Origin of the sequence: Cupriavidus basilensis (assembly GCF_000876015.1) — a bacterium.
In the GTDB taxonomy this organism is placed as follows: domain Bacteria; phylum Pseudomonadota; class Gammaproteobacteria; order Burkholderiales; family Burkholderiaceae; genus Cupriavidus; species Cupriavidus basilensis_B.
The window spans coordinates 1-22,610 of sequence record NZ_BBQM01000017.1 but is presented as its reverse complement, the minus strand read 5'-3'; the positions used below and the strand labels follow the sequence as shown (position 1 = coordinate 22,610).

At 70.3% G+C, this 22,610-nt stretch carries 19 protein-coding genes; 14 read left to right on the top strand and 5 right to left on the bottom strand.

What is annotated here, in order from left to right; translation table 11 throughout:
* Positions 1-16 precede the first annotated feature (16 nt).
* A complete protein-coding gene (locus KF708C_RS18320) occupies positions 17-1,363 on the bottom strand; it encodes an LLM class flavin-dependent oxidoreductase (RefSeq protein ID WP_059412864.1) in 1,347 nt (448 codons plus the stop codon).
* Positions 1,364-1,789: 426 nt separating this feature from the next.
* Here KF708C_RS18320 and KF708C_RS18315 point away from each other — a divergent pair, with 426 nt between their 5' ends.
* Positions 1,790-3,271: a vWA domain-containing protein gene (locus tag KF708C_RS18315; RefSeq protein ID WP_059412863.1), complete on the top strand. Its 1,482-nt coding sequence runs from the start codon at positions 1,790-1,792 to the stop codon at positions 3,269-3,271.
* 98 nt (positions 3,272-3,369) lie between these two features.
* On the opposite strand, the gene KF708C_RS18310 is transcribed toward KF708C_RS18315, so the two are convergent.
* Complete coding sequence (locus KF708C_RS18310; protein WP_059412862.1) at positions 3,370-4,242, bottom strand: alpha/beta fold hydrolase; 873 nt, start codon at positions 4,240-4,242, stop codon at positions 3,370-3,372.
* 58 nt (positions 4,243-4,300) lie between these two features.
* Entirely contained in the window at positions 4,301-4,741 is a 441-nt protein-coding gene (locus KF708C_RS18305) for a VOC family protein (RefSeq protein WP_059412861.1), read from the bottom strand.
* 198 nt (positions 4,742-4,939) lie between these two features.
* Between KF708C_RS18305 and KF708C_RS18300 the strand changes: the two genes are divergently transcribed.
* Together KF708C_RS18300 and KF708C_RS18295 are read left to right on the top strand one after the other, a co-directional pair.
* Positions 4,940-5,410 (top strand): SRPBCC family protein, encoded by a 471-nt coding sequence (locus tag KF708C_RS18300; RefSeq protein WP_020202733.1) that lies wholly within the window; start codon positions 4,940-4,942, stop codon positions 5,408-5,410.
* A 110-nt stretch (positions 5,411-5,520) separates the two neighbouring features.
* Complete coding sequence (locus KF708C_RS18295) at positions 5,521-6,924, top strand: DHA2 family efflux MFS transporter permease subunit (protein WP_029043544.1); 1,404 nt, start codon at positions 5,521-5,523, stop codon at positions 6,922-6,924.
* Between the two features lie 50 nt (positions 6,925-6,974).
* Here the strand turns inward: KF708C_RS18295 and KF708C_RS18290 are convergent, their stop codons facing one another.
* A complete protein-coding gene (locus tag KF708C_RS18290) occupies positions 6,975-7,244 on the bottom strand; it encodes an acyl-CoA-binding protein (RefSeq protein ID WP_059412860.1) in 270 nt (89 codons plus the stop codon).
* A gap of 201 nt (positions 7,245-7,445) precedes the next feature.
* On the opposite strand from KF708C_RS18290, the gene tsaB reads away from it, so the two are divergent.
* The 8 genes from tsaB to KF708C_RS18250 all read left to right on the top strand — a co-directional run bounded on the left by tsaB (position 7,446) and on the right by KF708C_RS18250 (position 16,900).
* Positions 7,446-8,234 (top strand): tRNA (adenosine(37)-N6)-threonylcarbamoyltransferase complex dimerization subunit type 1 TsaB, encoded by a 789-nt coding sequence (gene tsaB / locus KF708C_RS18285; RefSeq protein WP_059412859.1) that lies wholly within the window; start codon positions 7,446-7,448, stop codon positions 8,232-8,234.
* A 14-nt stretch (positions 8,235-8,248) separates the two neighbouring features.
* A complete protein-coding gene (gene rimI / locus KF708C_RS18280; protein ID WP_082079638.1) occupies positions 8,249-8,803 on the top strand; it encodes a ribosomal protein S18-alanine N-acetyltransferase in 555 nt (184 codons plus the stop codon).
* Positions 8,800-9,768 (top strand): uracil-DNA glycosylase, encoded by a 969-nt coding sequence (locus KF708C_RS18275; RefSeq protein ID WP_059412858.1) that lies wholly within the window; start codon positions 8,800-8,802, stop codon positions 9,766-9,768. The genes rimI and KF708C_RS18275 overlap by 4 nt, the downstream gene beginning before the upstream one ends.
* Positions 9,743-11,005 (top strand): DUF1853 family protein, encoded by a 1,263-nt coding sequence (locus KF708C_RS18270; protein ID WP_059412857.1) that lies wholly within the window; start codon positions 9,743-9,745, stop codon positions 11,003-11,005. Before KF708C_RS18275 ends, KF708C_RS18270 begins: the two co-directional genes overlap by 26 nt.
* Positions 11,006-11,605: 600 nt before the next feature.
* On the top strand, positions 11,606-12,160 hold the full coding sequence (locus KF708C_RS18265; RefSeq protein WP_059412856.1) for a fimbrial protein: 555 nt from the start codon (positions 11,606-11,608) through the stop codon (positions 12,158-12,160).
* A 157-nt stretch (positions 12,161-12,317) separates the two neighbouring features.
* Positions 12,318-13,070, top strand: a complete 753-nt coding sequence (locus KF708C_RS18260) for a fimbria/pilus periplasmic chaperone (protein ID WP_059412855.1) — start codon at positions 12,318-12,320, stop codon at positions 13,068-13,070.
* Between the two features lie 115 nt (positions 13,071-13,185).
* Entirely contained in the window at positions 13,186-15,750 is a 2,565-nt protein-coding gene (locus tag KF708C_RS18255; RefSeq protein WP_059412854.1) for a fimbria/pilus outer membrane usher protein, read from the top strand.
* Between the two features lie 52 nt (positions 15,751-15,802).
* The gene (locus KF708C_RS18250; RefSeq protein ID WP_059412853.1) at positions 15,803-16,900 is read left to right on the top strand and encodes a fimbrial protein; all 1,098 of its coding nucleotides are present in this window, start codon (positions 15,803-15,805) and stop codon (positions 16,898-16,900) included.
* Between the two features lie 27 nt (positions 16,901-16,927).
* Here KF708C_RS18250 and lplT read toward each other — a convergent pair whose 3' ends face one another.
* Complete coding sequence (gene lplT, locus KF708C_RS18245) at positions 16,928-18,247, bottom strand: lysophospholipid transporter LplT (protein ID WP_020202744.1); 1,320 nt, start codon at positions 18,245-18,247, stop codon at positions 16,928-16,930.
* Positions 18,248-18,709: 462 nt separating this feature from the next.
* On the opposite strand from lplT, the gene alr reads away from it, so the two are divergent.
* The 3 genes from alr to KF708C_RS18230 all read left to right on the top strand — a co-directional run bounded on the left by alr (position 18,710) and on the right by KF708C_RS18230 (position 22,044).
* Entirely contained in the window at positions 18,710-19,825 is a 1,116-nt protein-coding gene (gene alr, locus KF708C_RS18240) for an alanine racemase (protein ID WP_020202745.1), read from the top strand.
* 190 nt (positions 19,826-20,015) lie between these two features.
* Positions 20,016-21,377, top strand: coding sequence for a DNA repair protein RadA (radA, locus tag KF708C_RS18235; RefSeq protein WP_020202746.1), 1,362 nt, complete (start codon positions 20,016-20,018; stop codon positions 21,375-21,377).
* A 181-nt stretch (positions 21,378-21,558) separates the two neighbouring features.
* Positions 21,559-22,044, top strand: coding sequence for a disulfide bond formation protein B (locus KF708C_RS18230; RefSeq protein WP_020202747.1), 486 nt, complete (start codon positions 21,559-21,561; stop codon positions 22,042-22,044).
* Positions 22,045-22,610 lie beyond the last annotated feature (566 nt).

Sequence of the window (22,610 nt, the reverse complement as noted above, 5' to 3'; positions counted from 1 at the left end):
GGTTGTCCCTTGCGTGTCAGGCGGCCTTGCGCGCGCCTTGCCGGCCCCGCGGGCGCGCCAGCCCGAGGTGGTCGCGCAGGGTGGTGCCTTCGTACTCGGTGCGGAAGATGCCGCGGCGCTGCAGGATCGGCACCACGCCGTCGACGAAATCCTGCAGCCCGCCGGGCAGGGCGTCGGGCATCAGGTTGAAGCCGTCGGCGGCGCCGTGGCGGAACCAGTGCTCGATGTCGTCGGCGATCTGCTCGGGCGTGCCGACGATCACGCGGTGCCCGCCGCCGCCGGCCAGCTCGCGCACCAGCTCGCGCACGGTGTAGCCGTGGCGGCGCGCGGTGGCCAGCGTGGCGTTGAAGAAGGTGTGGTTGCCGTTGCCGCTGGCGGGCAGCGCGAGGTTGTCGGGCAGGCGCTCGTCGAGCCTGAGGCGCTCCGGCGCGATGCCGAGGATGCCGGCCAGCCGCGCGAGGCTGTAGTCCCACGGGATCAGGTCGACCAGCTCGTCGCGGCGCCGGCGTGCCTGCGCCTCGGTGGCGCCGATGATGGTGGTGAGGCCGGCCAGCACCTGCACCGCGTCCGGCCCGCGCCCGAGCGCCTGCGCGCGCGACTTGAGCTCGCGCCCGTAGGCCAGCGATTCCTCGAACGACTGCGAGGCCGAGAACACCGCCTCGGCATGGCGCGCGGCCAGTTCGCGCCCGTCGGCGGAGCCGCCGGCCTGCACCACCACCGGGTGGCCCTGCGGCGGGCGCGGCAGGTTGAGCGGGCCCTGCACGCTGAAGTGCTCGCCGTGATGGGCGACCGGATGCACCTTGCCGGGATCGACGAAGCGCCCGCCGGCCTTGTCGCCGATGAAGGCGTCGTCCTCCCAGCTGTCCCACAGCGCCTTGACCACCGCGGTGAACTCGGCCGCGCGCGCGTAGCGCTGCGCGTGGTCCGGCGCGGCCTCGCGCCCGAAGTTGCGCGCCGATGGCACGTCGGCGGTGGTCACGACGTTCCAGCCGGCGCGCCCGCCGCTCACGTGGTCCAGCGTGGCGAAGCGCCGCGCGATGTTGTAGGGCTCGTTGTAGCTGGTCGAGGCCGTGCCGATCAGGCCGATATGCGTGGTGGCCGCGGCGACGCTGGCCAGCAGCACGGTCGGCTCCAGCGCGGTGATCGGGCGGAAGTGGATCTGGTCGACGATGGCGGCGCTGTCGGCCAGGAACACGGCGTCGAGCTTGGCGGCCTCGGCGATCCGCGCCACGCGCACGTAGTGGCGCACGTCGGCGAAGGCGTAGGGATCGGCCTCGGGCAGCCGCCACGCGGACGGCACGAAGCCAGAGTGCAGCAGGTTGATGTTGAGGTGAAGCTGGCGCGGGCGTGTGGTGGCGCTCATTGGAATGTCCCCGGTTGCGGATGGCCTTCGCCGGGCACCCGGCGGTCCACGGCGCGGGTCTTGTACTCGGGTTGCGTGGAGCGCGGGAGTGCCGCGCAGGGCCTGCGAAGGCTTGACGATAGAACAAGCCGCGCGCGCCACCAACGAAGCAAAGCGCGCTTGCTTATCCGTTTGGCGTGGCGGCGCGCGCGGCCGGCCGGCGGCACATCCGCCGCCTCGATTCCTTGCGCTGGATCAAGCGCGGCGGCTTTGTTCCTTTTGTCACCATCGCCAGACGTTTCCCTCGCTTCGTACAAATACGGCTGACGCCTTTTCCGGGCCGGCGATGGAATCATCGGCGGGCGAATGCGCTTGCGTCGCCGGCAGGCATGGCCGCGCGAATGCGTCGCGACAGAACGATAACTGCATTTTCCCGAGGAAGAATCGATGCGCGAATTTCGACATGCCGTGCTCAGCCTGCTGGCGGTGGCGGTACTGGCCGCCTGCGGCGGCTCCGACGATGGCAATGGCACGCCCGCGGGCATGGCGCCGGCCAGCCCCGATCCTTCGGCTCCCGCCGCGCCGAAGACGGTGGCGGTGGCCGGCGTCCTGGTACAGCCGCAGGACAGCGCCGCGCGCGGCATCATGATCGTGCGCCAGGCGGGCACGGCGCTGCGCAAGCCCGCCAGCGTGGCCTGCCCCGAGGTGCCCGATGGCTACGACCCGCTCGCCGCGCTCGCCGTGCACTTCAGCAGCGCCGACGGCACGGTGGTCGCCACCCTGACCACCGATGCCTGCGGGGCCTTCTCGGGCGACGTGCCCGACACCGCGGTGCAGGCGCATGCCCAGCCCGGCAGCCTGGGCGCGATCAGCCGTCCGCTGTCGTCCTTCATCGTCGGCGCGGGCGCCGGCAAGCCGCCGGTGTCGGCGCTGCCGGCCAACGCCACCTACGTACTCAGCGTGGTCCAGGACCTCGGTGGCGGCAAGGTCGCGCTGACCGTGACCGACGACAAGACCGGCAAGGCCGTATTGGGCCTGGCCGCCGCGGATTTCGGCTTTGCCGTGGCCGGCACGGCGTTGCCGCTGGGCGCGCTGTCCTACGGCGCCAGCGCCGCGCAGAATGCCAGCGTGGCGATGGTGATGGATGCCAGCGGCTCGATGTTCGGCGCGGTCGGCACGACCGGCAAGAGCGCGCTGCGGATCGCCGGCGCGGCCGGCCACGTGCTGCTCGACGGCCTGCGCAGCGGCGCCGACGAGGCCGGCGTGGTGATCTTCGACAGCAAGGTGGAGAAGATCGACGATGCCAACCTGGCGCGCAACTACAACTGGTATCGCGGCGGCGCGGCGGTGGCCGCTTACCGCTTCAGCGCCAGCGGGCTGACGCAGGACATCGCCGCGTTGCGCCCGGTGGTGGACCTGTACAACGACGATTCGCAGATCTACGGCGGCAACGGTCCCGACCCGGTCCACCCGGCCACCGGCGACTGGCAGATCCGCGGCGGCTACCGCTATGGCGGCACCACGGCGTTCTATGCCGCCACGCAGGCCGGCCTCGGCCTGCTCGATGCCGGGGTCAACGCGCGCCGCATCGTGGTGGCGATGACAGACGGGCAGAACAATGTCTCGCCGTACTCGCCCGCCAGCGTCATCGGCGCGGCGCAGGCCAAGGGCGTGCCGCTGTACACGGTCGCGTTCGGCAGGCAGGGCGACGTCAACGAGCCCGACATGCAGAAGATGGCGGCCGACACCGGCGGCGAATACAAGCGGGTCGAGGGCACCGACCTGGCCGGCCTGTTCCAGAGCATCCAGACCGGCATCCGCTTCCAGTACCTGGCCAGCCTGGCGACGCCGCCGGTCTCGGGCGACGTCCTGACCATCACGGTCAGGCAGGGCAGCGCGCAGATCAGGCGCGACCTGCAGATCCGCTGAGCGCGGCCGCGGGGCTGGCGGGGCGCCGGCGTTGCGCTCTCGCCGGTCTGCGCGTCTTGGTGACGGCAGGGCGCGCGGCGCTGCCGCCCGCCTTGCGTTCAGCCTTGCAGATGTTCCAGCAGGGCCTGGTCGAACAGCGCGGGCTCCTCCATCTGCGGCGAGTGCGCGCTGCGCTCGAAGTGCCGCACGGTCAGCCGGCGCGCGTCGGCGCGATAGGCGTCCCAGGCCGAGGCCGGCGCGCTCAGGTAGTCGCAGCGCCCGAGCGCGAGCAGGATCGGCGCGCGGACCTCGCGCAGCAGCGCATGCATGTCGAGATCGCGGAAGGTCTCGCCCCACAGCCGGTCGATGACCGGCATGTTCACGCGCACGCCGCGCCACAGCGGCGCGGGGTCGTAGCGCGGGTCGAACCAGCTGCGCGCGCGCATCCGGATGCACAGCGCGATGAAGCCCTGGTCCGGCTGCGCGGCGAGGTCCCGGGCGAGCGCCGCCATCTGTTCCGCGTCGATGCGCTTGCGTTCCGGCGCGACGGTTTCCTGCCAGCGCCGCTCCTGCGCCGCCAGGTGCGCCGGCGAGAAATCCGGGCTGGTCGCCACGGCCACCACGTGGCCGACATGCGCGGGGAAACGGCGCGCGTATTCCAGCGCCAGGTAGCCGTTGCCGGAATGGCCGAGGATGTCCACGCGGGCCAGGCCCAGGTGCAGCCGCATCCGTTCGATGTCGCCGACGACCCGTTCGAGCGCGGCGTCCTGCGCGGCCAGCGGCCGCTCGATGCCGGCGAAGCCGCGGTGGTCAATGAAGGCCAGCCGGCGCCTGCGCCGCAGCGCCTGCGAGAAGGTGCGCGGATGGTAGATGGCGCTGCCGACGACCAGCAGGGGCGGGTCCTCGCCTTCGCCCTCGAGCCGGTAGCGCAGCGCGAAGCCGTCGGACAGCAGGCGGCCGGTCCGGCCGCCGGATGGCGGGTCGTCGCTCATCGGGTTTTCCTCCGCCCACGTGGATGTGCTGCCGCCATTATCGCCGCGCGTGGCCGGCTCAGCCAGGCAGGGCCCCGCCGCGCGCGGGCGCCCGGCGGGGCGGGCGGCCCGCCGCCGGCGCGTGGTGCGGCGCATGGTCGTGGCCGTGCCATTCGACGAAGCACAGCCCGTGTCCGAACGGATCGCACAGCATGGCGCAGCGGCCCTCGGGCAGGTCCTGCGGCCAGTCTTCCAGTTCGGCGCCCGCTGCCAGCGCGCGCTCGATGGCGGCTTCCAGGTCGGCCACGACGAAGTCGAGCCGCGCGGGCGTCCGGCGCGGGCGCCGCATGCCGGGCATGGCGGCGCGGCCCGCGCGCAGGTAGATCGGCGCGCCGCCGCCGCGCATTTCCGCCACCGCGCCGCCGGACAGGGTGCGCGCCAGGCTCAGTCCCAGTCCGCGTCGATAGAAGCCGATGCCGCGCGCGAGGTCGTCGACATCGAGTTGGATCAGCAATTGCATCGCAGTCTCCTGCCCGCGTTGCGGGCGTGATCGGGCCGCGATTGTGCGCCGGCACTCCTGACAGTAACTGTCAGGAGTGTTGCGGGCCGGCGCGCTTGCCGGGGCATGGCGCGGGCAGGCGGCGCCGGGGAAGTTTTGCTGCAGACCTTGACGCGGAACCTTCATAATGTCGGCTAACCATCGACCAGGAGAGGGAAGTTGCGCTTCGAGCACCTTGTGGAGATCAACGATCCACGCAATATCCAGTTGGACACGCTGACGCCGGAACAGCTCTGGCAAGGGCTGGTGCTGCGCTCGGCGGAGCCCGAGCTGTTCGTCCTGGGCCTGGACCGTGCCGAGATCGTGGCGCGGGGTGACGACTTCGTGGTGCGGGTGCTGCATTTCGGCAAGGCCACGATCCGCGACCGCGTGGTGTTCGTGCCGCGCCGCGAGGTGCGCTACGAAACCGCCGCCACCGCCGAGCATGCCGGCGGCACGCTGACGATGGCGATCGAGACGCCGGGCCCGGGCGCGCTGCTGCTGCGCTTCGTCTACGAGACCACCATGCCGGCCATCGACGAGCGCGGCGACGACCGCTACGCCGAGATCGTCAAGTCGGCCTATCACGAAGCCGACATCGACACCGTGCGCAAGATCCGCGAACTGGCCGCCAGCGGGCGCCTGGGGTGAGCGCGCAGCCTTCGCCGCCCGCCCCCGGCGGGCCGACGGACGGCGCGCAGGCCAACGACGCCACGGACACGGCGCCGGGCAGGGCGGGCGGCGGCCCCACGCGGGCATCGCTGCGCGCGCGCTACGGCGAGCAGTTGCGCTGGCTGGTGCTGCTGACGCTGATGCTCGGCACGGTGTCGTCGATCGTCTCCTCCACCATCGTCAACGTGGCCGTGCCGGCGCTGAGCCGGCATTTCGCGCTGGGCCAGGAGCGCGCGCAATGGGTGGCGGCCAGCTTCATGATCGCCATGACGCTGTCGATGCTGCTCACGCCGTGGCTGCTCAACCGCTACGGCCTGCGCCGCACCTTCGTGGGCAGCCTGTTGCTGCTGGGCGCGGGCGGGCTGGTGGGCGGCTTCTCGCCGACCTACGCGGTGATGATCGCCATGCGCGTGGCCGAGGGCATCGCCGCGGGCATCCTGCAGCCGCTGCCCAACATCCTGATCCTGCGCGTGTTCGCCGAGCGCGAGCAGGGCAAGGCGATCGGCCTGTTCGGCTTCGGCGTGGTGCTGGCGCCGGCGGTGGGCCCGAGCGTGGGTGGCTTCCTGGTGGAGGCGTTCGGCTGGCGCTCGATCTTCTTCGTGGTGGTGCCGCTGACGCTGATCGGCCTCTGGATGGCGCGCCGCTTCATGGCGGTGGACTCGGCCATGATGGGCGAGCGCAAGCCGCTCGACTGGCGCGGCCTGGGCCTGGCCGGCATCGCCACCGTGAGCCTGCTCAACGGCGTGGTGCAGATGCGCGAGAGCCTGCCGGCCGGGCTGGCGCTGGCGGGCTTCGGCGTGCTGATGCTGGTGCTGTTCGTGCTGTGGCAGCTGCGCGCGGCGCATCCGCTGATGAACATGCGCCTGTACAGTTACCGCCAGTTCGCCGCCGGCGCGGTGGTGGCCTTCATCTACGGCGCGGGCCTGTTCGGCTCGACCTACCTGCTGCCGGTCTACATGCAGATGGCGCTGGCCTACACGCCGTCGCGCGCGGGGCTGGTGCTGCTGCCGGCCGGGCTGGCGCTGGCCTTCACCATTGCCGCGGCGGGGCGGCTGACCAACCGCATCGCGCCGCACCGGCAGGTCTCGTTCGGGCTGGCGCTGCTGGCGGCGTCCTTCCTGCTGATGGCGCTGGGCTCACAGGCCACGCCGTACCTGCTGCTGGTGGCGTGGGCCATCGTGGGGCGCATCGGGCTGGGCTGCATCCTGCCGTCGCTGACGCTGGGCGCGATGCGCGGGGTGGACTATTCGCTGATCGCGCAGGGCTCGAGCTGCATCAATTTCCTGCGCCAGCTCGGCGGCGCCATCGGCGTGAGCCTGGCCGGCGTGGGCCTGCAGTGGCGGCTCGCGGCGCAGGGCGCGGTGCTGGGGCCGGAGGGCGACGCCGCGGCGCGCATCCGCGCGTTCGACGAGACCTTCCTCGCGGTCGGGCTGGTGATCGCCACCGCCATCCTGGCGGCGTGGCGCATCCGGCCGCGGCCGCTGCCGGCCTAGCGGGCCGGCATGAACGCATGGCCGGCCGGGGCATGCTCCGGCGGCGAGGTTCAGGCGGCCGTGCCGCTGCGCAGTTCCTCGACCAGCGCGACGTACTTTTCCATCGCCTCGTCCTTGCTGGTGCCCTTGATGGCTTCCCAGGCCTCGAACTTGTAGCGGCCGACGAAATCGGTCATGCCGGGCTTGTCGCCGTGGACATCGCCTTCGCTGCCTTGCTTGAACAGCGCGTAGAGGCGCAGCAGGGTCATGTTGCTGGGGCGCTCGGTCAGTTGCTTGACGTCGAGCTGGGCTTGGGCGAAGCGGGCCTGCAGGTCGCTCATGGGGTCTCCTGGGTGTGTTGGGGGAATGGCGGGGCGCGAGGCGGGGCCGGGCGCGGACAGCGCGATGATAGCGCCCGCCGCCGCGCGTTTGGGCGCAAAGAAACCGAGGAAGGCCTCGGTCCGGCCCGCCGCGCCGGCGGCGCGCGGCAGCCGCGCGCGCGCAAGTTCAGCTTTTGAGGTGGCAACGGATACAATCTCGCCATGTCCTGGATTCTTGCTGTCGAAACCTCCACCGAGTGGTGCTCCGTCGCGCTCGGGCGCCTTGCCCGAGGCGGCGCCCTGGAGTGCCTGGTGCGTCATGAACACACCGGCCCGCGCTCGTCCGCGCGGGTGCTGCCGGCCGCCGGCGAGCTGCTGGCCGAGGCCGGCATCGCGCTGGCCGACTGCGCCGCCATCGCCTTCGGCGCCGGGCCCGGCTCCTTCACCGGCTTGCGCACCGCCTGCGGCGTGGCCCAGGGCCTGGCCTTCGGCGCGGGCCTGCCGGTGGTTCCCGTCAATTCGCTGATGGCCTGCGCCGAGCGCGTGCGCCTGGGTGAAGTGGGTGAGGTGAGTGAGGCGGGCGCGCCCGCGTTGCCGCCCGGCGTGCCGGTGCTGGTGGCGCTGGATGCCCGCATGGACGAAGCCTATGCCGGCGCCTTCGCCTGGGACGAGGCCGCGCAGCAATGGCAGCCCGTCACCGCCATGCAGGTGTGCCCGCCCGAGGCGGTGACCTTGCCGCCCGCGCCGTTCTGGCTGGCCGGCAACGCCGCCGCCGTGTTCGGCGAGCGCCTCGCCGCCGCCGCGCTGGCGCAGCACAGCGTGCCCGGCGCGCTGCCCGCCGCGCCCGCGCTGGTGTCGATCGCGCTGCGCGCGCTGGCGCGCAACGAGACCGTCGCGCCGGAGGACGCCATGCCGATCTACCTGCGCGACAAGGTCGCCCAGACCATTGCCGAGCGCCAGGCCATCGCCGCGCAGCGCGCCGCGCTGGCCGCCACCGGAGAACGGCCATGAGCGCGCGCCGCAGCATGCCGCTTGCCGCCGAGGCCGGCGCGCCGCCGGCGCCGCCGTCCGCCGGCTGGCCGGAAGTGCCGGTCATGCCGGTGCTGGGGGCGGGCTGGGCGATCGGGCGCATGAGCGCGCTCGACGTCGAGGCCGTGGCCGGCATCGAGGCGCGCGCCTACAGCCATCCGTGGACGCGCGGCAATTTCGAGAATTCGGTCAAGGCCGGCCACCTCGGCATGACGCTGCGCGACCCGGCCGGCGTGCTGGCCGCCTACGCCGTGCTGATGCCGGTGGTGGACGAGATGCACCTGCTCAACATCACCGTGGACCCGGCGCGCCAGCGCACCGGCCTGGGCCGGCTGATGCTGGCCGCCGCGCTGGCCACCGCGCACGCGCATCACCTGCACACCATGCTGCTGGAAGTGCGGCCGTCCAACACCGGCGCGATTGAACTCTACCGCCAGGCGGGCTTCGCCGAGATCGGCCGGCGCAAGGGCTATTACCCGGCGGCCGGCCAGACCCGCGAGGACGCCCTGGTGCTGCGCCGCGCGTGGCCGCCCGCGGAGGGCCAGGCATGAACCGGCGCGCGCGTTTTCTCGAAGTGCTGGGCGTGAGCGAGGAGTGGGTGCCGCGCCACGCGCCGGCATTGCCGCAGGACCGGACGGCGGAGCCGGATGTCGCCGCGGATCTCGCCGCGGACGTTGCCGCCGAGCCGGTTGCCGCCGCCGTTGCCGCGCCGCCCGAAGCGCCGGCCGCCGCCGCCGGGGATGCGGCAATGGCGCCGCCGTCCGTGCGCGACCGGGCCGGGCCGGAAGCCGCGCCGCGGCCGCCGGCGGAAATTCACCCGGAGATCCGCCCGGAAATTCGTCCGGAGGCGCGGACGGAACCGCGAACGGAAGCGCCGCCCGCGCTCGCGCTGGCCCCCGCGCAGCCCGCCATGCCGGCGTCCGCCGGCTCGCGCGAGGCGGTCATCGCCGGCCTCGACTGGGCCGGGCTGGAGGCGCGCGTCTCGGGCTGCACCGACTGCGGCCTGTGCGACCGCCGCACCCAGACCGTGTTCGGCGTCGGCGACCGCCAGGCCGAATGGATGCTGGTGGGCGAGGCGCCCGGCGAGAACGAGGACAAGCAGGGCGAGCCCTTCGTCGGCGTGGCCGGCAAGCTGCTCGACAACATGCTGGCCGCGGTCGGCCTGGCGCGCGGGCGCAATGTCTTCATCGCCAACGTGCTGAAATGCCGTCCGCCCGGCAACCGCAACCCGGAGCCGGACGAGGTCGCGCAGTGCGAGCCTTACCTGCGCCGCCAGATCGCGCTGGTGCAGCCCAGGCTGATCGTGGTGCTGGGCCGCTTCGCCGCGCAGTCGCTGCTGCGCACCACCACGCCGATCGGCAAGCTGCGCGGCAGCGTGCACAGCTACGAGGGCATCCCGGTGGTGGTGACCTATCACCCGGCCTACCTGCTGCGCACGCTGTCGGACAAGGCGCGCGCGTGGGAGGACCTTTGCCTGGCCCGCGAGGTGCATGCCCGTGCGGGAGCCAAGGCCTGACGCCGCCCTGGGCCCCGGCGGCGCCATCGAGGTGGCGCCGCTGTGGCGTCATGCCGCTTCGCAGCGCCTGCGCGAACTGGCCTGGTGCTCGCTGTCGCCGCCCCTGCTGGCGTTCCTGCCGGCGGTAGCGGCTGCGGGAGGGGTCGTAGAAGAGGCCGCAGAAAGGGCCGCAGAAAGGGCGGGCGGCGCGGTTCCCGCCGGCATGTCCGCCAGTCCTGGCGGCGTTACCCATCCCGCCATCGACGGTGCCCTCAACGGCACCACCAACGGCATCGCCCCGGGGCTGGCGCGCTGGCCCGACGGCGCGCTGGCGGGCTGGCAGCGCTGGCTGCTGTCGGCCGATCCCGGCGCGCTGCCGCCCACCATCGCCGAACTGGCGGCGGGCCGCGAGCATCCGCGCCCGCACGGCGCCGCGCACGCGCCCAGCCTGCGGCTGGGGCGCCACGCCGAGCGCCTGCTCCAGTTCACGCTGGAACATACCCCCGGGCTGGAACTGCTGGCGGCCAACCTGCCGGTGCGGCGCGCCGGCGCGCATGGCGTCCAGACGCTGGGCGAGCTCGACTTCGTCTGGCGCGACGCCGGCAGCGGCGCCATCGTGCACTGGGAGATGGCGGCCAAGTTCTACCTGCTGGTCGATCCCGTCCCCGAGGCGCAGCGCGGCGATGCCGCGCCGCCCCGGCTGCATCATTTCGTCGGCCCCAACCTGGTGGACCGCCTGGGCGACAAGCTCGGCCATCTCGTGCACCGCCAGCTGGCGCTGTCGCACATGCCCGAGGCGTTCGCGCTGCTGGGGCGCAAGGTGGACCGCAGCGAGGTCTACCTGCTCGGCTGGCTGTTCTACCGCAATGGCCGCGTCCCGGCCGGCGTGCGCGACCTCGGCATCGCGCCGGACCATCTGCACGGCTGGTGGGACACGCTGCCGGAGTGGGCGGACTGGGCCGCCACGCGCGCGGGTTCGCGCTGGTTCCGCCTGCCGCGCTCGGCGTGGATGGCGCCGGCCCTGGTGCCGTGGGCGCAGACCGAGCCGCTGGCCACCGTGCGCGACGCGCTGGCGCTGCGCTTCGCGGAAACCCGGCACGACAAGAGCTGGCGGCGCGAGGCGCCCGTCATGCTGTGCGAGCTGGAGCCCGCCGGGCCGCTCGCGCCCGGCCTCTGGCGCGAGCGCACGCGCGGCTTCGTGGTGCCGCCCGGCTGGGAAGAGCGGGCGCGGCAGCGCGTGGCCCGGGCGGCCGAATAGCACTGCCGCGCGCCGCCGCGCGCTGCCCGAAGCCCGGGCATATTCTCCTCCGATAATCTCCGTTGCCGCGAATGGCGGGCGGGCCATCGCGCGCGCTTTTTCCGGCATTCCCGCACCGCTTCATTTTCCCGTTTTCCATCGCCGCCGGTATTGAAAATACGTCCGTCCGTGAATGGTGAAAATGGCATTTCCGGCTGGTCCTAGTCCGTGCGGATCCGGAGGCGAATTTGTCCGATGCTCCGGGTCGGACGGCGCCTTTCGCGGGGTTTTGCACCGTCGTTCGCGTGTTTCGCCAGTTTGTTGACCAAAAATTGCTGAAATGTGTCTTCTTTGTTTCTAAGTCACCGTGAATGTGCGGATTCGTGAATATGGATTGCCGTCATTAAAGTGATCTTAGTGACTCTTTTTGTGCCGAAAAATTGGCGATTAGTACAAGTCCTATAAATCCGTTACCAATCTTGGTACTGGTCAAATTAACAGTCAAGGACCGGAAAATTAGAATTCAGTCACTGGCCCGGGAAACAGGTCAGGCACCGGAGAAAATGAAGATTTCGCATTTTACGGTGCATTTTCACCAACCTCAACCAACTGGAAAACGCCATGACCAAGAACATTATCCGCACCCTGCTCGCCACCGCCGCCCTGGCCGCTGTCGCCACCGGTGCGCAAGCCTCCGACGGCACCATCAACTTCGAAGGCGAAGTGATTGCCCAGACCTGCAAGATCAGCGTCAACGGCACGGAAACGCCGGCGGCCGCCACCGTGGTGCTGCCCTCCGTCGCCGCCGCCACGCTGAGCTCCACCGACGCCCTGTCCGGCCTGACGCGCTTCGTGGTCGGCCTGAAGGAATGCAGCGGTCCCGCCACCACGGCATCGGCGTTCTTCGAAGCCGGCCCCGGCGTAGACCTCGACCGCGGCACGCTGGCGAACCTCACCACCGGCGAAGACGCTGCCAAGAACGTCGAACTGGCTCTCCTGGATCCCACCAGCGGCCAGCCGATCAAGGTCGGCTCCAACCAGGACAGCTCCACCAAGTACGAACTGTCCGCCGGCGCGGCCGAGCTGCCGTACATCGTCGCCTACCGCGCGATGAGCGACGAAGTCCAGCCGGGCGCCGTGACCGGCCAGGTGACCTACTCGATCGACTACAAGTAATCGCCCGCCGCCATGCCGGCAGCCTGCCCGTAAGGGCTGCCGGAAGGCGAGTCACCAGCGAGAAGGGGAAGCAACGGAAGGGACCGGCCGGGATCGACAGAAACCGGCCGGGATCCACCGGATACGGGAAACCAACAAGGCAACCAGGGGAACCATCATGGGACAACGAACACGCAAGCTGGCCGCCGCGGCACTCGCCGCCGCCATGCTGGGCTCGGCGGCAAGCGCATGGGCCGGCGTGGTCATTTCCGGCACGCGCGTCATCTATCCGGCGCAGGCCAAGCAGGTCACGGTCAAAGTGACCAACGACGGCAAGGTGCCGGCGCTGCTGCAAAGCTGGGTCGACGATGGCAATGCCCGCGCTGACGCCAACACCGCCAGCATGCCGTTCACGCTGCTGCCTCCGATCGCGCGCATCGACCCCGGCAAGGGACAGTCGCTGCGCCTGGTCTATACGCAGGAGCCGTTGCCGCAGGACCGCGAATCGGTCTACTGGCTCAATGTGCTCGAAGTCCCGCCCAAGCTCCAGAGCGATGCACCCGCCAACGTGCTGCAGATGGCGTTCCGCTCGCGCCTCAAGATTTTCTTCCGCCCCAGCGGCCTGCCCGGCGACGCCAACAGCGCGCCCGCCAGGCTGACCTGGGCCATTCAGCCGGCCGCCGGCAGTGCCGGCGGCTATGTGGCCAAGGCGAGCAATCCCACGCCTTACCACGTCAGCATCGCCAGCGCGGCGGTCGAGACCGGCGGCAAGCGCTATCAGGCCAAGGCCGAGATGGTGCCGCCGCTCGGCAGCATCGAGCTGCCGGTCGAAGGCCTGTCCCGGCCGGCCGGCGATGCACAGGTGGTCTTCACCACCGTCAACGACTACGGCGCCGTCATCGACAACAAGGCTGGCGCCGTCGCCAGGTAGGCGCGCGCGGCCCCAGCGCCGCGCCCTCCGCACCTTCTTCCAGTCACCCGGGTTCTCGCGGCAGGCCGCATGTTCGCCGCCGTGGGGGCCACATTGCCCAACGGCCTGCAAAACCATGCGCCCCGACATCTCGAACCGCACCAGGAACACCCTCTCCACGCAACGCACGCCGCTGTGCCTGGCGTTGCTGGTCCTGTTCGGCATGGGCGGCGCATGGGCGGCGCCCACGCCCGCGAACGCCGCGGCAGCCGCGCCGATGACGGTGGCCAGCGTCGAGTTCAACGACGACTTCCTCGTGCGGCAGGGCGGGCACAAGGCCGACCTGTCGCGCTATCAGCATGGCAACCCGGTGCTGCCCGGCGAATACCGCGCGGAACTTACCGTGAACGGTCAGCTGCTGGGCTATACCGACGTGCAGGTCAAGGCCGGCGGCGAGCCGGGCGGCGCCCGGGTCTGCGTCACGCTGGCGCAGCTCGACCAGTTCGGCGTGGACATGTCCAAGGTCGACGCCGGCGTGGTCGCGGCGCTGGCGGCGCCGGGCGCGTGCCTGACGCTGCCGGAGATCGTGCCGCATGCCACCGCCACGCTGGACCCGGGCCAGTTGCGCCTCGAGGTCAGCATTCCGCAGGACATGGCGCGGCGCACGCCGCGCGGCTACGTGAACCCGGCGCTGTGGGACAGCGGCGTGACCGCCGGTTTCCTCGGCTACGGCCTCAACGTCTACCGCAGCGAGTCGGGCGGCCACGCCGCCACGTCCGGCTTCCTCTCGCTCAACGCCGGCTTCAACCTCGGCGAATGGTATTTCCGCCATAACGGCTCGCTCAGCACGCAGGCCGGCGCCGGCAGCAAGTACCAGAACGTCAACACCTACGTGCAGAAGGACCTGACCGCGCTCCAGAGCCGGCTCGTGCTGGGCGGCGCGAACACCTCGGGCGAGCTGTTCGACACGCTGCCGTTCCTCGGCGCGCAGGTCGCCAGCGACGACCGCATGCTGCCCGACTCGCAGCGCGGCTACGCGCCGGTGGTGCGCGGCGTGGCCGACACCAACGCGCGCGTGACGATCCGCCAGAACGGCGTGGTGATCTACGACACGCCGGTCGCGCCCGGCCCGTTCGCCATCGACGACCTCTACCCGAGCGGCTATGGCGGCGACCTGCAAGTCACCGTGACCGAGGCCGACGGGCGCGAGCGCACCTTCACCGTGCCTTACGCCGCCGTGCCGATGCTGCTGCGCCCCGGCATGACGCGCTTCAGCGTCACCGCCGGCGTGCTCAACGACACCACGCTGTCGTCGCGGCCCAAGCTGCTGCAGGCCACCGTGCAGCGCGGGCTGACCAACAGCCTGACCGGCTACGCCGGCGTGCAGGCCAGCAACCGCTACGCGGCGGTGCTGGCCGGCGCCGCGTTCGACACCGGCTTCGGCGCGGTGTCGATGGACGTCACCGGCGCCTACGCCAGGATCGGCGGGCAGACCTTCGCCGGCACCAGCACGCGGCTGGCCTACAGCAAGCTGTTCCAGCAGACCGGCAGCAACCTGTCGGTGGCCACCTATCGCTTCTCGTCGGACCGCTATGTCGATTTCGCCGGCGCCGCGCGCATGGAGGAGGCGGCCCGCAGCGGCCAGGACATCAGCGCCATGCACCGCCCCAAGAGCCGCGCCACGGTGAGCCTGAGCCAGCCGCTGCCGCGCGGCTGGGGCCAGGTCTTCGCCAGCGCGCTGGCGCAGGACTACTGGAACGGCAAGCCGCACGACGTGCAGTACCAGCTTGGCTACAGCAACCGCATCGGCCCGGTGAACTATTCGGTCACCGCCACGCGCGTGCGCGGCGCCAACGGCACCGTCGACAACCAGTTCATGCTCAACCTGACGCTGCCGCTCGGCCGCGCAAGCCGCGCGCCGCAGCTCGCGTTCAGCCTCGGCCACGAAACCGGCGGCGGCACCAGCGCGCAGACCACGGTCAGCGGCGTGGCGGGCGCGGACAACCAGTTCAGCTACGGCGTGACGGCCGCGCGCAGCGCCGCGGGCCAGGTCTCGGGCGCGCTCAACGGCCAGTACCGCACGCCCTACACCTCGATCCAGGCCGCCTACGGCCAGGGCTCGGGCTACCGCAATGCGTCGGTCGGCCTGAGCGGCTCGGTGGTGGCGCATCCGGGCGGCGTGAGTTTCTCGCCGTACACGGGCGACACCTTCGCCGTGGTGGAAGCCCCGGCCGCGGCCGGGGCCAGGATCGACAGCTATCCGGGCCTGGTGCTCGACGGGCGCGGCTACGGCGTGGTGCCCTACCTGATGCCGTACCGGCAGAACCAGGTCTCGCTCGATCCGGCCAACATCCCCGACGACATCGAGCTCAAGGTCACCAGCCAGCAGGTGGCGCCGCGCGCGGGCGCGGTGGTGATGCTGCGCTACGCCACCGAGTCGGGCCAGGCCGCGCTGATCGACGCCGCGCTGGCGGATGGCACGCCGGTGCCGTTCGGCGCCGAAGTCACCGACGGCGACGGCAACAACGCCGGGCTGGTCGGGCAGGGCGGGCGCATCTACGTGCGCCTCAAGGAAGGCGGCGGCGCGCTCACCGCGCGCTGGGGCGACGGCGCCGGCCAGCAGTGCGAGATCGAGCCCGCGGCGGATGCGCAGGGCAGCAGCCCGCTGCTGCGCCTCAAGCGCGTCTGCACGGTCGGCTGAACGGACAACGGCGGCGGCGATGGGGCCGCGCCATACAGGAAGGAACAAGAACATGAAGCCATATCTCCGCAATCTCGTTGGGCTGCTGATCGGCCTGGGCGCGGTTGGCGCCGCCAACGCGGCGATCGATACCTCCGACTGCTATGTGGGGGACGGCTCGCCCGCCCCGCCGACCCTGAGCGTGCCGCTGGCCGCCGGCGCGTTGACCATCGGCCGCGACGTGCCCGACGGCACCGTCATCTACAGCCAGACCGTGTCCGCGCAGGCGGTGGGCATCGACTGCAAGAACTACGCTGTCACCGTGGTCAGGAATGCCCTCGAACTGACCACCAGCCAGCCTGCCGCCGCCTGGAACCAGGGGCCCTTCGCCGGCAAGGTGTACGAAACGGGACTGCCGGGCATCGGCGTGGCCATCCGCGACAACCGCACTGGCCAGTTCTATCCAGGCGAGGACGCCATCAACTGCCGGATGACCTGCATCTACACGGTCGGGCCGCAATACGTCGAGATCTCGCTGATCAAGATCGGCAATGTTTCCGCCAGCGGCCCGGTCGCCGGGGCATCGCTGCCACGCGTGAGCTCGAAGTGGCGCAAGGCCACTACGTTCAAGTACCTCGATGCATTCGAGATCGCCTTCACCGGCAGCCTGAGCATCGTGTCGCAGACCTGCACCACGCCCGACGTCAGGGTTCCCATGGGTGTCCACAATCCCGGCGACTTCTCCGGCGTCGGCAGCGGCACGCGGTGGGAAACATTCGACATCCGGTTGCTGAACTGCCCGGCGTTTCATGGCGCCACGGCGAGTGTGTCCTACGACAACGGCGCGCTGGGCGACGTGAGCGGCACCGGCAACCAACTCGGTTTCCTGCTGACGCCGGCCACCGAGGTGGTGGACGCGGCCAAGGGGATCGTCGCGCTGAGCGCGGGCAGCGAGGCCAAGCCCGCGGCGGGCGGCGTCGGGCTGCAGATCGCCTCGCCCGATGGCGCGCCGGTGGCGTACCACAGCGTGATGCCGAGCGGCATCGTGCCCGCCGCGGTGGACGGCGGCAGCTACACCATTGCGCTGCAGGCGCGTTACGTGCAGACCGGCGAAGCCATCACGCCGGGGCAGGCCAACACCTCGGTGATGTTCACGATCGACTACCGGTAGGAAGAAGGAGAGAGGCGCGCGGCGGGGTCAGTGGTGCTTGTCCTCGCCGATCATCGCCAGCGAGTCGAAGTTGCGCACGTTGTAGCGGTGCTGGCGCATCACCAGGGTCATGGTGACGCAGACGAAGATGCCGAACGCCACGATGACGATGCCGATGGGCACGTTGAGCTTGATCAGCAGCGCGTACAGGCACAGCATCAGCAGCACCGAGACGTTCTCGTTGAAGTTCTGCACCGCGATCGAGTGGCCGGCGGACAGCAGCACGTGGCCGCGGTGCTGCAGCAGGGCGTTCATCGGCACCACGAAGTAGCCCGACATGCCGCCCACCACCATCAGGAACAGGTAGGCGATGGCCATGTACAGCGGCATGTGCATGCCGAGGACGTCGAACGAGACATCGGGCAGGCTGTTCTTGGTGTAGAAGGCCATCAGCATCACCACCACGCCCATCGCCACGCCAAACGGCAGCACCGACAGCGATTTGCGCAGCGGAATGCGCATCGCGGCCAGGATCGCGCCGACCGCCACGCCCACCGCCACCACCGCCTGCAGCAGCGCGCCCTGCGACAGGTTCAGCTCCAGCGACTTCTCGGCCCACTTCAGCACGATGAACTGCAGCGTGGCGCCCGCGCCCCAGAACAGCGTGGTCACGGCCAGCGAGATCTGGCCCAGCTTGTCGCGCCACAAGGCGGTGAAGCAGTCGGCGAACTCGGCGATCAGCTTGATCGGGTTCTTTTCCTGCTGCGGATAGCGCGCGCCGGTCTCGGGGATGAACAGGTTGAAGATGGCGGCGACCACGTAGAACAGCATGATGACCACCATCGCCGCCTCGGCCGGGGTGTGGATGCCGGTGTCCACGAAGGGCATGTCGAAGCCGAGCAGCACCTTGGAGATGTGCACCGAGATCAGCGCGCCGCCCACCACGGTGCCGAGGATGATCGAGCCGACCGTGAGGCCCTCGATCCATCCGTTGGCCGCCACCAGCCGCTCCGGCGGCAGCAGCTCGGTGAGGATGCCGTACTTGGCGGGCGAGTAGGCGGCCGCGCCGAAGCCCACGATGCCGTAGGCGAGCAGCGGGTGCAGCCCGAACATCATGATGGCGCAGCCGGCGATCTTGATGGTGTTGGTGATGAACATCACCTTGCCTTTCGGCATGGAGTCGGCGAAGGCGCCCACGAAGGCGGCCAGCACCACGTAGGACAGCACGAAGAACAGCTTGAGCAGCGGCGTCATCCACTGCGGGGAATGCAGCTCGGTAAGAAGGGCGATGGCGGCGATCAGCAGCGCGTTGTCGGCCAGCGAGGAGAAGAACTGCGCCGCCATGATGGTATAAAAACCCTTCTTCATACTGTGGACTCTGTCTCCATCGCAATTGCTGTGCAAGTCGGTCACGGTCGCGGTCACGACCGCGTTGCCGGCGGCGCCGGAGGCCGTCGGGGAACCTGGGCTGGCGCCGTTGTCAAAGTGATGCCCGGACCAGCTCTGGGAGTGCTTTGCAGCTTGCCTCACCGTGTTTGACATATTGCATCACTTTTGAAACATGGTCGGAACGTCCGGCTTTATAACACGAAAATAAGGCGATTCCGAGCATCTCCGGGCCGCCGGTTGGACAGCGCAAGCGCGCTGCGATTCCCTAAATGTTGAGTCGGATGTGTTCAAATAACGTCTGTGCGACGTGCAGCGCGTACCGGGTCTTCCCCTATGTGGTGCATCCGCGGGCCGCGGGCGGCCCCTGCCGGCCGGCCTCGGTCCGGCCCCGACCCCTCCCGCGCCGTCGCGCATCAGCCTCCTGGAAGCCACAGCGATCCCATGCCTAGACCCATTCACGCCGTCATCCACCAACCGGCCCTGGCCAACAACCTGGAAGTCGTGCGCCGCTGCGCACCCGAAGCGCGCGTCTGGGCCGTGGTCAAGGCCAACGCCTACGGCCACGGCATCCGCCGCGCCTTTGCCGGCCTGCGCGCCGCCGACGGCTTCGGCCTGCTCGACCTGAACGAAGCCGTGCTGCTGCGCGAGCTCGGCTGGCAGGGCCCGATCCTGCTGCTGGAAGGTTTCTTCCAGCCCCAGGACGTGCCGCTGCTGGAGCAATACCGCCTCACCACCGCGGTGCATTGCGAAGAACAGCTGCGCATGCTGGAAGCCGGCCGCCCCAAGGGGCCGCTGGCGATCCAGCTCAAGCTCAATACCGGCATGAACCGCCTGGGCTTCCGCCCGGACCAGTACCGTGCCGCCTGGGAGCGCGCGCGCGCCCTGCCGTGCGTGGGCAGCATCGTGCATATGACGCATTTCTCCGATGCCGACAGCCCGCGCGGCATCGCGCACCAGCTCGCGGTGTTCGACGCCGCCACGGCCAACCTGCCGGGCGAGGCCAGCCTGTCCAACTCCGCCGCCACGCTGTGGCATCCCCAGGCGCACCGCGCCTGGGTGCGGCCGGGCATCGTGCTGTACGGCGCGTCGCCGTCCGGGGTGGCGGCCGACGTGAGCAGCTTCGGCCTGCAGCCGGCCATGTCGCTGCACAGCGAGCTGATCTCCGTCCAGGACCTCCAGCCCGGCGATACCGTCGGCTATGGCTCGCTGTTCACGGCGGACCGCGCCATGCGCATCGGCGTGGTGGCCTGCGGCTATGCCGACGGCTACCCGCGCCATGCCGCCGGCTGGGGCGACAACCCGGCGCCGGTGCTGGTCGACGGCGTGCGCACGAACCTGGTGGGCCGGGTCTCGATGGACATGATCTGCGTCGACCTCACGCCTTGCCCCAAGGCCCGCGTGGGCAGCGCCGTGACCCTGTGGGGCCAGGGCCTGCCGATCGACGACGTGGCCGCGGCCAGCGGCACCGTGGGTTACGAGCTGATGTGCGCGCTGGCGCCGCGCGTGCCGGTCACGGTGGCGACGCTGACGGCGCCGGAGCAGGCCGCGCTGGCCTGACGCCAGGGCCGCGGGCGGGCCGGCGCCGGCCCGTGGCCTGCCTGGCCCGGCGGCGGCGTGCCGTCCGTGCGCCGTTTCGCCTCCGCCCGCCTGTTTCGGTGGTTTTTCGCCGCGTCTTGTTGCCGCCGCCGCCGCTCCGGTGGTTTTCCACCGCTTTCACCGTCTCCACCGTTTTCCCCGAGGATCCCAGTTGGCCAAGCCAAAGAACGTCTATACCTGCACCGAATGCGGCGGCACCTCGCCGCGCTGGCAGGGCCAGTGCCCGCAGTGCCAGCAATGGAACACGCTGGTCGAGACCGTGGCGGAAACCGCGTCGGCCAAGCGCTTCGCGCCGCTGGCCGCCTCGGCCCGCGTGCAGCGCCTGTCGGAGATCGACGCGGCCGACGTGCCGCGTTTTTCCAGCGGCATCGAGGAATTCGACCGCGTGCTGGGCGGCGGGCTGGTGGCCGGCGGGGTGGTGCTGATCGGCGGCGATCCCGGCATCGGCAAGTCCACGCTGCTGCTGCAGGCGCTGGCCAACCTCGCCGCCGAGCGCCCCGTGCTGTACGTCAGCGGCGAGGAGTCCGGCGCGCAGATCGCGCTGCGCGCCCAGCGCCTCGGCGTGGACAGCCCGCAGCTCGCCTTGCTGGCGGAGATCCAGCTGGAGAAGATCCAGGCCACGCTGGAGGCGGAAAAGCCCGAGGTGGCGGTGATCGACTCGATCCAGACGCTGTATTCCGAAGCGCTCACCTCGGCGCCCGGCTCGGTGGCCCAGGTGCGCGAATGCGCGGCGCAGCTCACGCGCATCGCCAAGGGCAGCGGCACCACCATCATCCTGGTCGGTCACGTGACCAAGGAAGGCGCGCTGGCCGGCCCGCGCGTGCTCGAGCACATCGTCGACACCGTGCTTTACTTCGAGGGCGACACCCATTCCTCGCACCGCCTGGTGCGCGCGTTCAAGAACCGTTTCGGCGCGGTCAACGAACTGGGCGTGTTCGCCATGACCGAGCGCGGCCTGCGCGGCATCAGCAACCCGTCGGCGCTGTTCCTGTCGCAGCACGAGCAGCAGGTGGCCGGCTCCTGCGTGCTGGTCACGCAGGAAGGCACGCGGCCGCTGCTGGTGGAAGTGCAGGCGCTGGTCGACGCCGCGCAGGTGCCCAACCCGCGCCGGCTGGCCGTGGGGCTGGAGCAGAACCGGCTGGCCATGCTGCTGGCGGTGCTGCACCGCCATGCCGGCATCGCCTGCTTCGACCAGGACGTGTTCCTCAACGCCGTGGGCGGCGTCAAGATCGCCGAGCCGGCGGCCGACCTCGCGGTGCTGTTGGCGATCCATTCGTCGATGCGCAACAAGCCGCTGCCGCGCGGCCTGGTGGTGTTCGGCGAAGTCGGCCTGGCCGGCGAGATCCGGCCCAGCCCGCGCGGGCAGGAACGCCTGCGCGAAGCCGCCAAGCTGGGCTTCACCACCGCGGTGATTCCCCGCGCCAACGCGCCCAAGCAGCCGATCGACGGCCTCGAGGTGATCGCGGTCGAGCGGCTGGAGCAGGCCATCGACCGTGTGCGTCATCTGGAGTGAGAGCCGCTGCGTCAATCCGCCGCAACAGGCGCGTTTGCGGCGCCGCGCACGGTGCGTGGCGCGCTGCGCAAAATCGGTAATAATGAGCCTCGCATCGCGCACGTCCGGCCGTCAGGCCGGCGGCGCGCCGACACCGATGCGCGGTCCTGCCCGGTCCCCGGGTCCAATTCGCTACTGAACCATGCAAGCCAATTCGCGCAGTTTCTTCCTGTTGATCGCCGTGATTTCCTTCGGCCTGGTCGGCTATGCCCTCTACCTGCAGCACGTGGAGGGCTACCAGCCGTGCCCGCTGTGCGTGATGCAGCGTTTCGCCTTCGTCGGCATCGGCATCTTCTCGCTGCTGGCCGCCATCGCGCAGAGCACGCGCAGCCTGTGGCAGGGGCTGGGCATGCTGTCCGGCATCGGCGGCATCGCCGTGGCCGGCTATCACGTGTCGCTGCTGCTCAACCCCAAGGCCAGTTGCGGCATCGACCCGCTGGAGAACTGGGTCAACCGGCTGCCCACCGCCAAGCTGCTGCCGCAGGTGTTTTACTCGGACGGCCTGTGCACGGCGCCGCTGCCGCCGATTTTTGGTTTGTCGATTCCGGCCTGGTCGCTGATCTGGCTGTTTATTTTGACTGCGACTTTGGCGGTGGGGATGATTCGGAGGGAGAGGAATTATCGGTAGTTTTTTGATTTTATTTTGGGGTTTGGGGGGATTTTAGGGTTTGCGGTTTAATGTTGATTGCTTGACGTCGATGGATTAATGCCAAATTCAATGGCTGAATGTCAACGGCTGAATGTCAACGGCTGAACGTCAACTGCTTAACTTCAAAGTCAAAGTCAAAGTCAAAGGCTTTCGCTCCCCCGGAGCGACCTACTTTCTTTTCCCCGAAAAGAAAGTAGGCAAAGAAAGCGGGCTGCCTGGCCGGCAGGGGCAGAAACGTTGGGATTTCTCTTGTTGGTGGTTTCGTCGTGGGGCCTGTAGTTCTGCTGGCATCCTGCCGTTACCGGTGCGACTGGCCACGATCTGGCTGGCGGTATGGGTTTCGGGGTCAGACCTATGATGGCGGGCGCACTGCTGGTTCGGCCATCTGCCGTTACCGGTTTTGGCGGTCACGGCGTAGCACCGGCACTGGTTTCATGGTGGGCGCGGTGGACCCAGCGCGGGTGTGCTGGGTTGCTTTGAATCGGATTGCCTCTCAAGTCAAAACCGTTTGGCACTGCGTTCAAATAGGGGCCACCGCGCCCACC

Excerpts from the sequence above, each read along its gene's own strand:
- KF708C_RS18320 (WP_059412864.1), bottom strand. The coding sequence starts at position 1,363 with ATGAGCGCCACCACACGCCCGCGCCAGCTTCACCTCAACATCAACCTG.
- KF708C_RS18315 (WP_059412863.1), top strand. The coding sequence starts at position 1,790 with ATGCGCGAATTTCGACATGCCGTGCTCAGCCTGCTGGCGGTGGCGGTA.
- KF708C_RS18310 (WP_059412862.1), bottom strand. The coding sequence starts at position 4,242 with ATGAGCGACGACCCGCCATCCGGCGGCCGGACCGGCCGCCTGCTGTCC.
- KF708C_RS18305 (WP_059412861.1), bottom strand. The coding sequence starts at position 4,741 with ATGCAATTGCTGATCCAACTCGATGTCGACGACCTCGCGCGCGGCATC.
- KF708C_RS18290 (WP_059412860.1), bottom strand. The coding sequence starts at position 7,244 with ATGAGCGACCTGCAGGCCCGCTTCGCCCAAGCCCAGCTCGACGTCAAG.
- tsaB (WP_059412859.1), top strand. The coding sequence starts at position 7,446 with ATGTCCTGGATTCTTGCTGTCGAAACCTCCACCGAGTGGTGCTCCGTC.
- rimI (WP_082079638.1), top strand. The coding sequence starts at position 8,249 with ATGCCGCTTGCCGCCGAGGCCGGCGCGCCGCCGGCGCCGCCGTCCGCC.
- KF708C_RS18275 (WP_059412858.1), top strand. The coding sequence starts at position 8,800 with ATGAACCGGCGCGCGCGTTTTCTCGAAGTGCTGGGCGTGAGCGAGGAG.
- KF708C_RS18270 (WP_059412857.1), top strand. The coding sequence starts at position 9,743 with ATGCCCGTGCGGGAGCCAAGGCCTGACGCCGCCCTGGGCCCCGGCGGC.
- KF708C_RS18265 (WP_059412856.1), top strand. The coding sequence starts at position 11,606 with ATGACCAAGAACATTATCCGCACCCTGCTCGCCACCGCCGCCCTGGCC.
- KF708C_RS18260 (WP_059412855.1), top strand. The coding sequence starts at position 12,318 with ATGGGACAACGAACACGCAAGCTGGCCGCCGCGGCACTCGCCGCCGCC.
- KF708C_RS18255 (WP_059412854.1), top strand. The coding sequence starts at position 13,186 with ATGCGCCCCGACATCTCGAACCGCACCAGGAACACCCTCTCCACGCAA.
- KF708C_RS18250 (WP_059412853.1), top strand. The coding sequence starts at position 15,803 with ATGAAGCCATATCTCCGCAATCTCGTTGGGCTGCTGATCGGCCTGGGC.
- lplT (WP_020202744.1), bottom strand. The coding sequence starts at position 18,247 with ATGAAGAAGGGTTTTTATACCATCATGGCGGCGCAGTTCTTCTCCTCG.
- alr (WP_020202745.1), top strand. The coding sequence starts at position 18,710 with ATGCCTAGACCCATTCACGCCGTCATCCACCAACCGGCCCTGGCCAAC.
- KF708C_RS18230 (WP_020202747.1), top strand. The coding sequence starts at position 21,559 with ATGCAAGCCAATTCGCGCAGTTTCTTCCTGTTGATCGCCGTGATTTCC.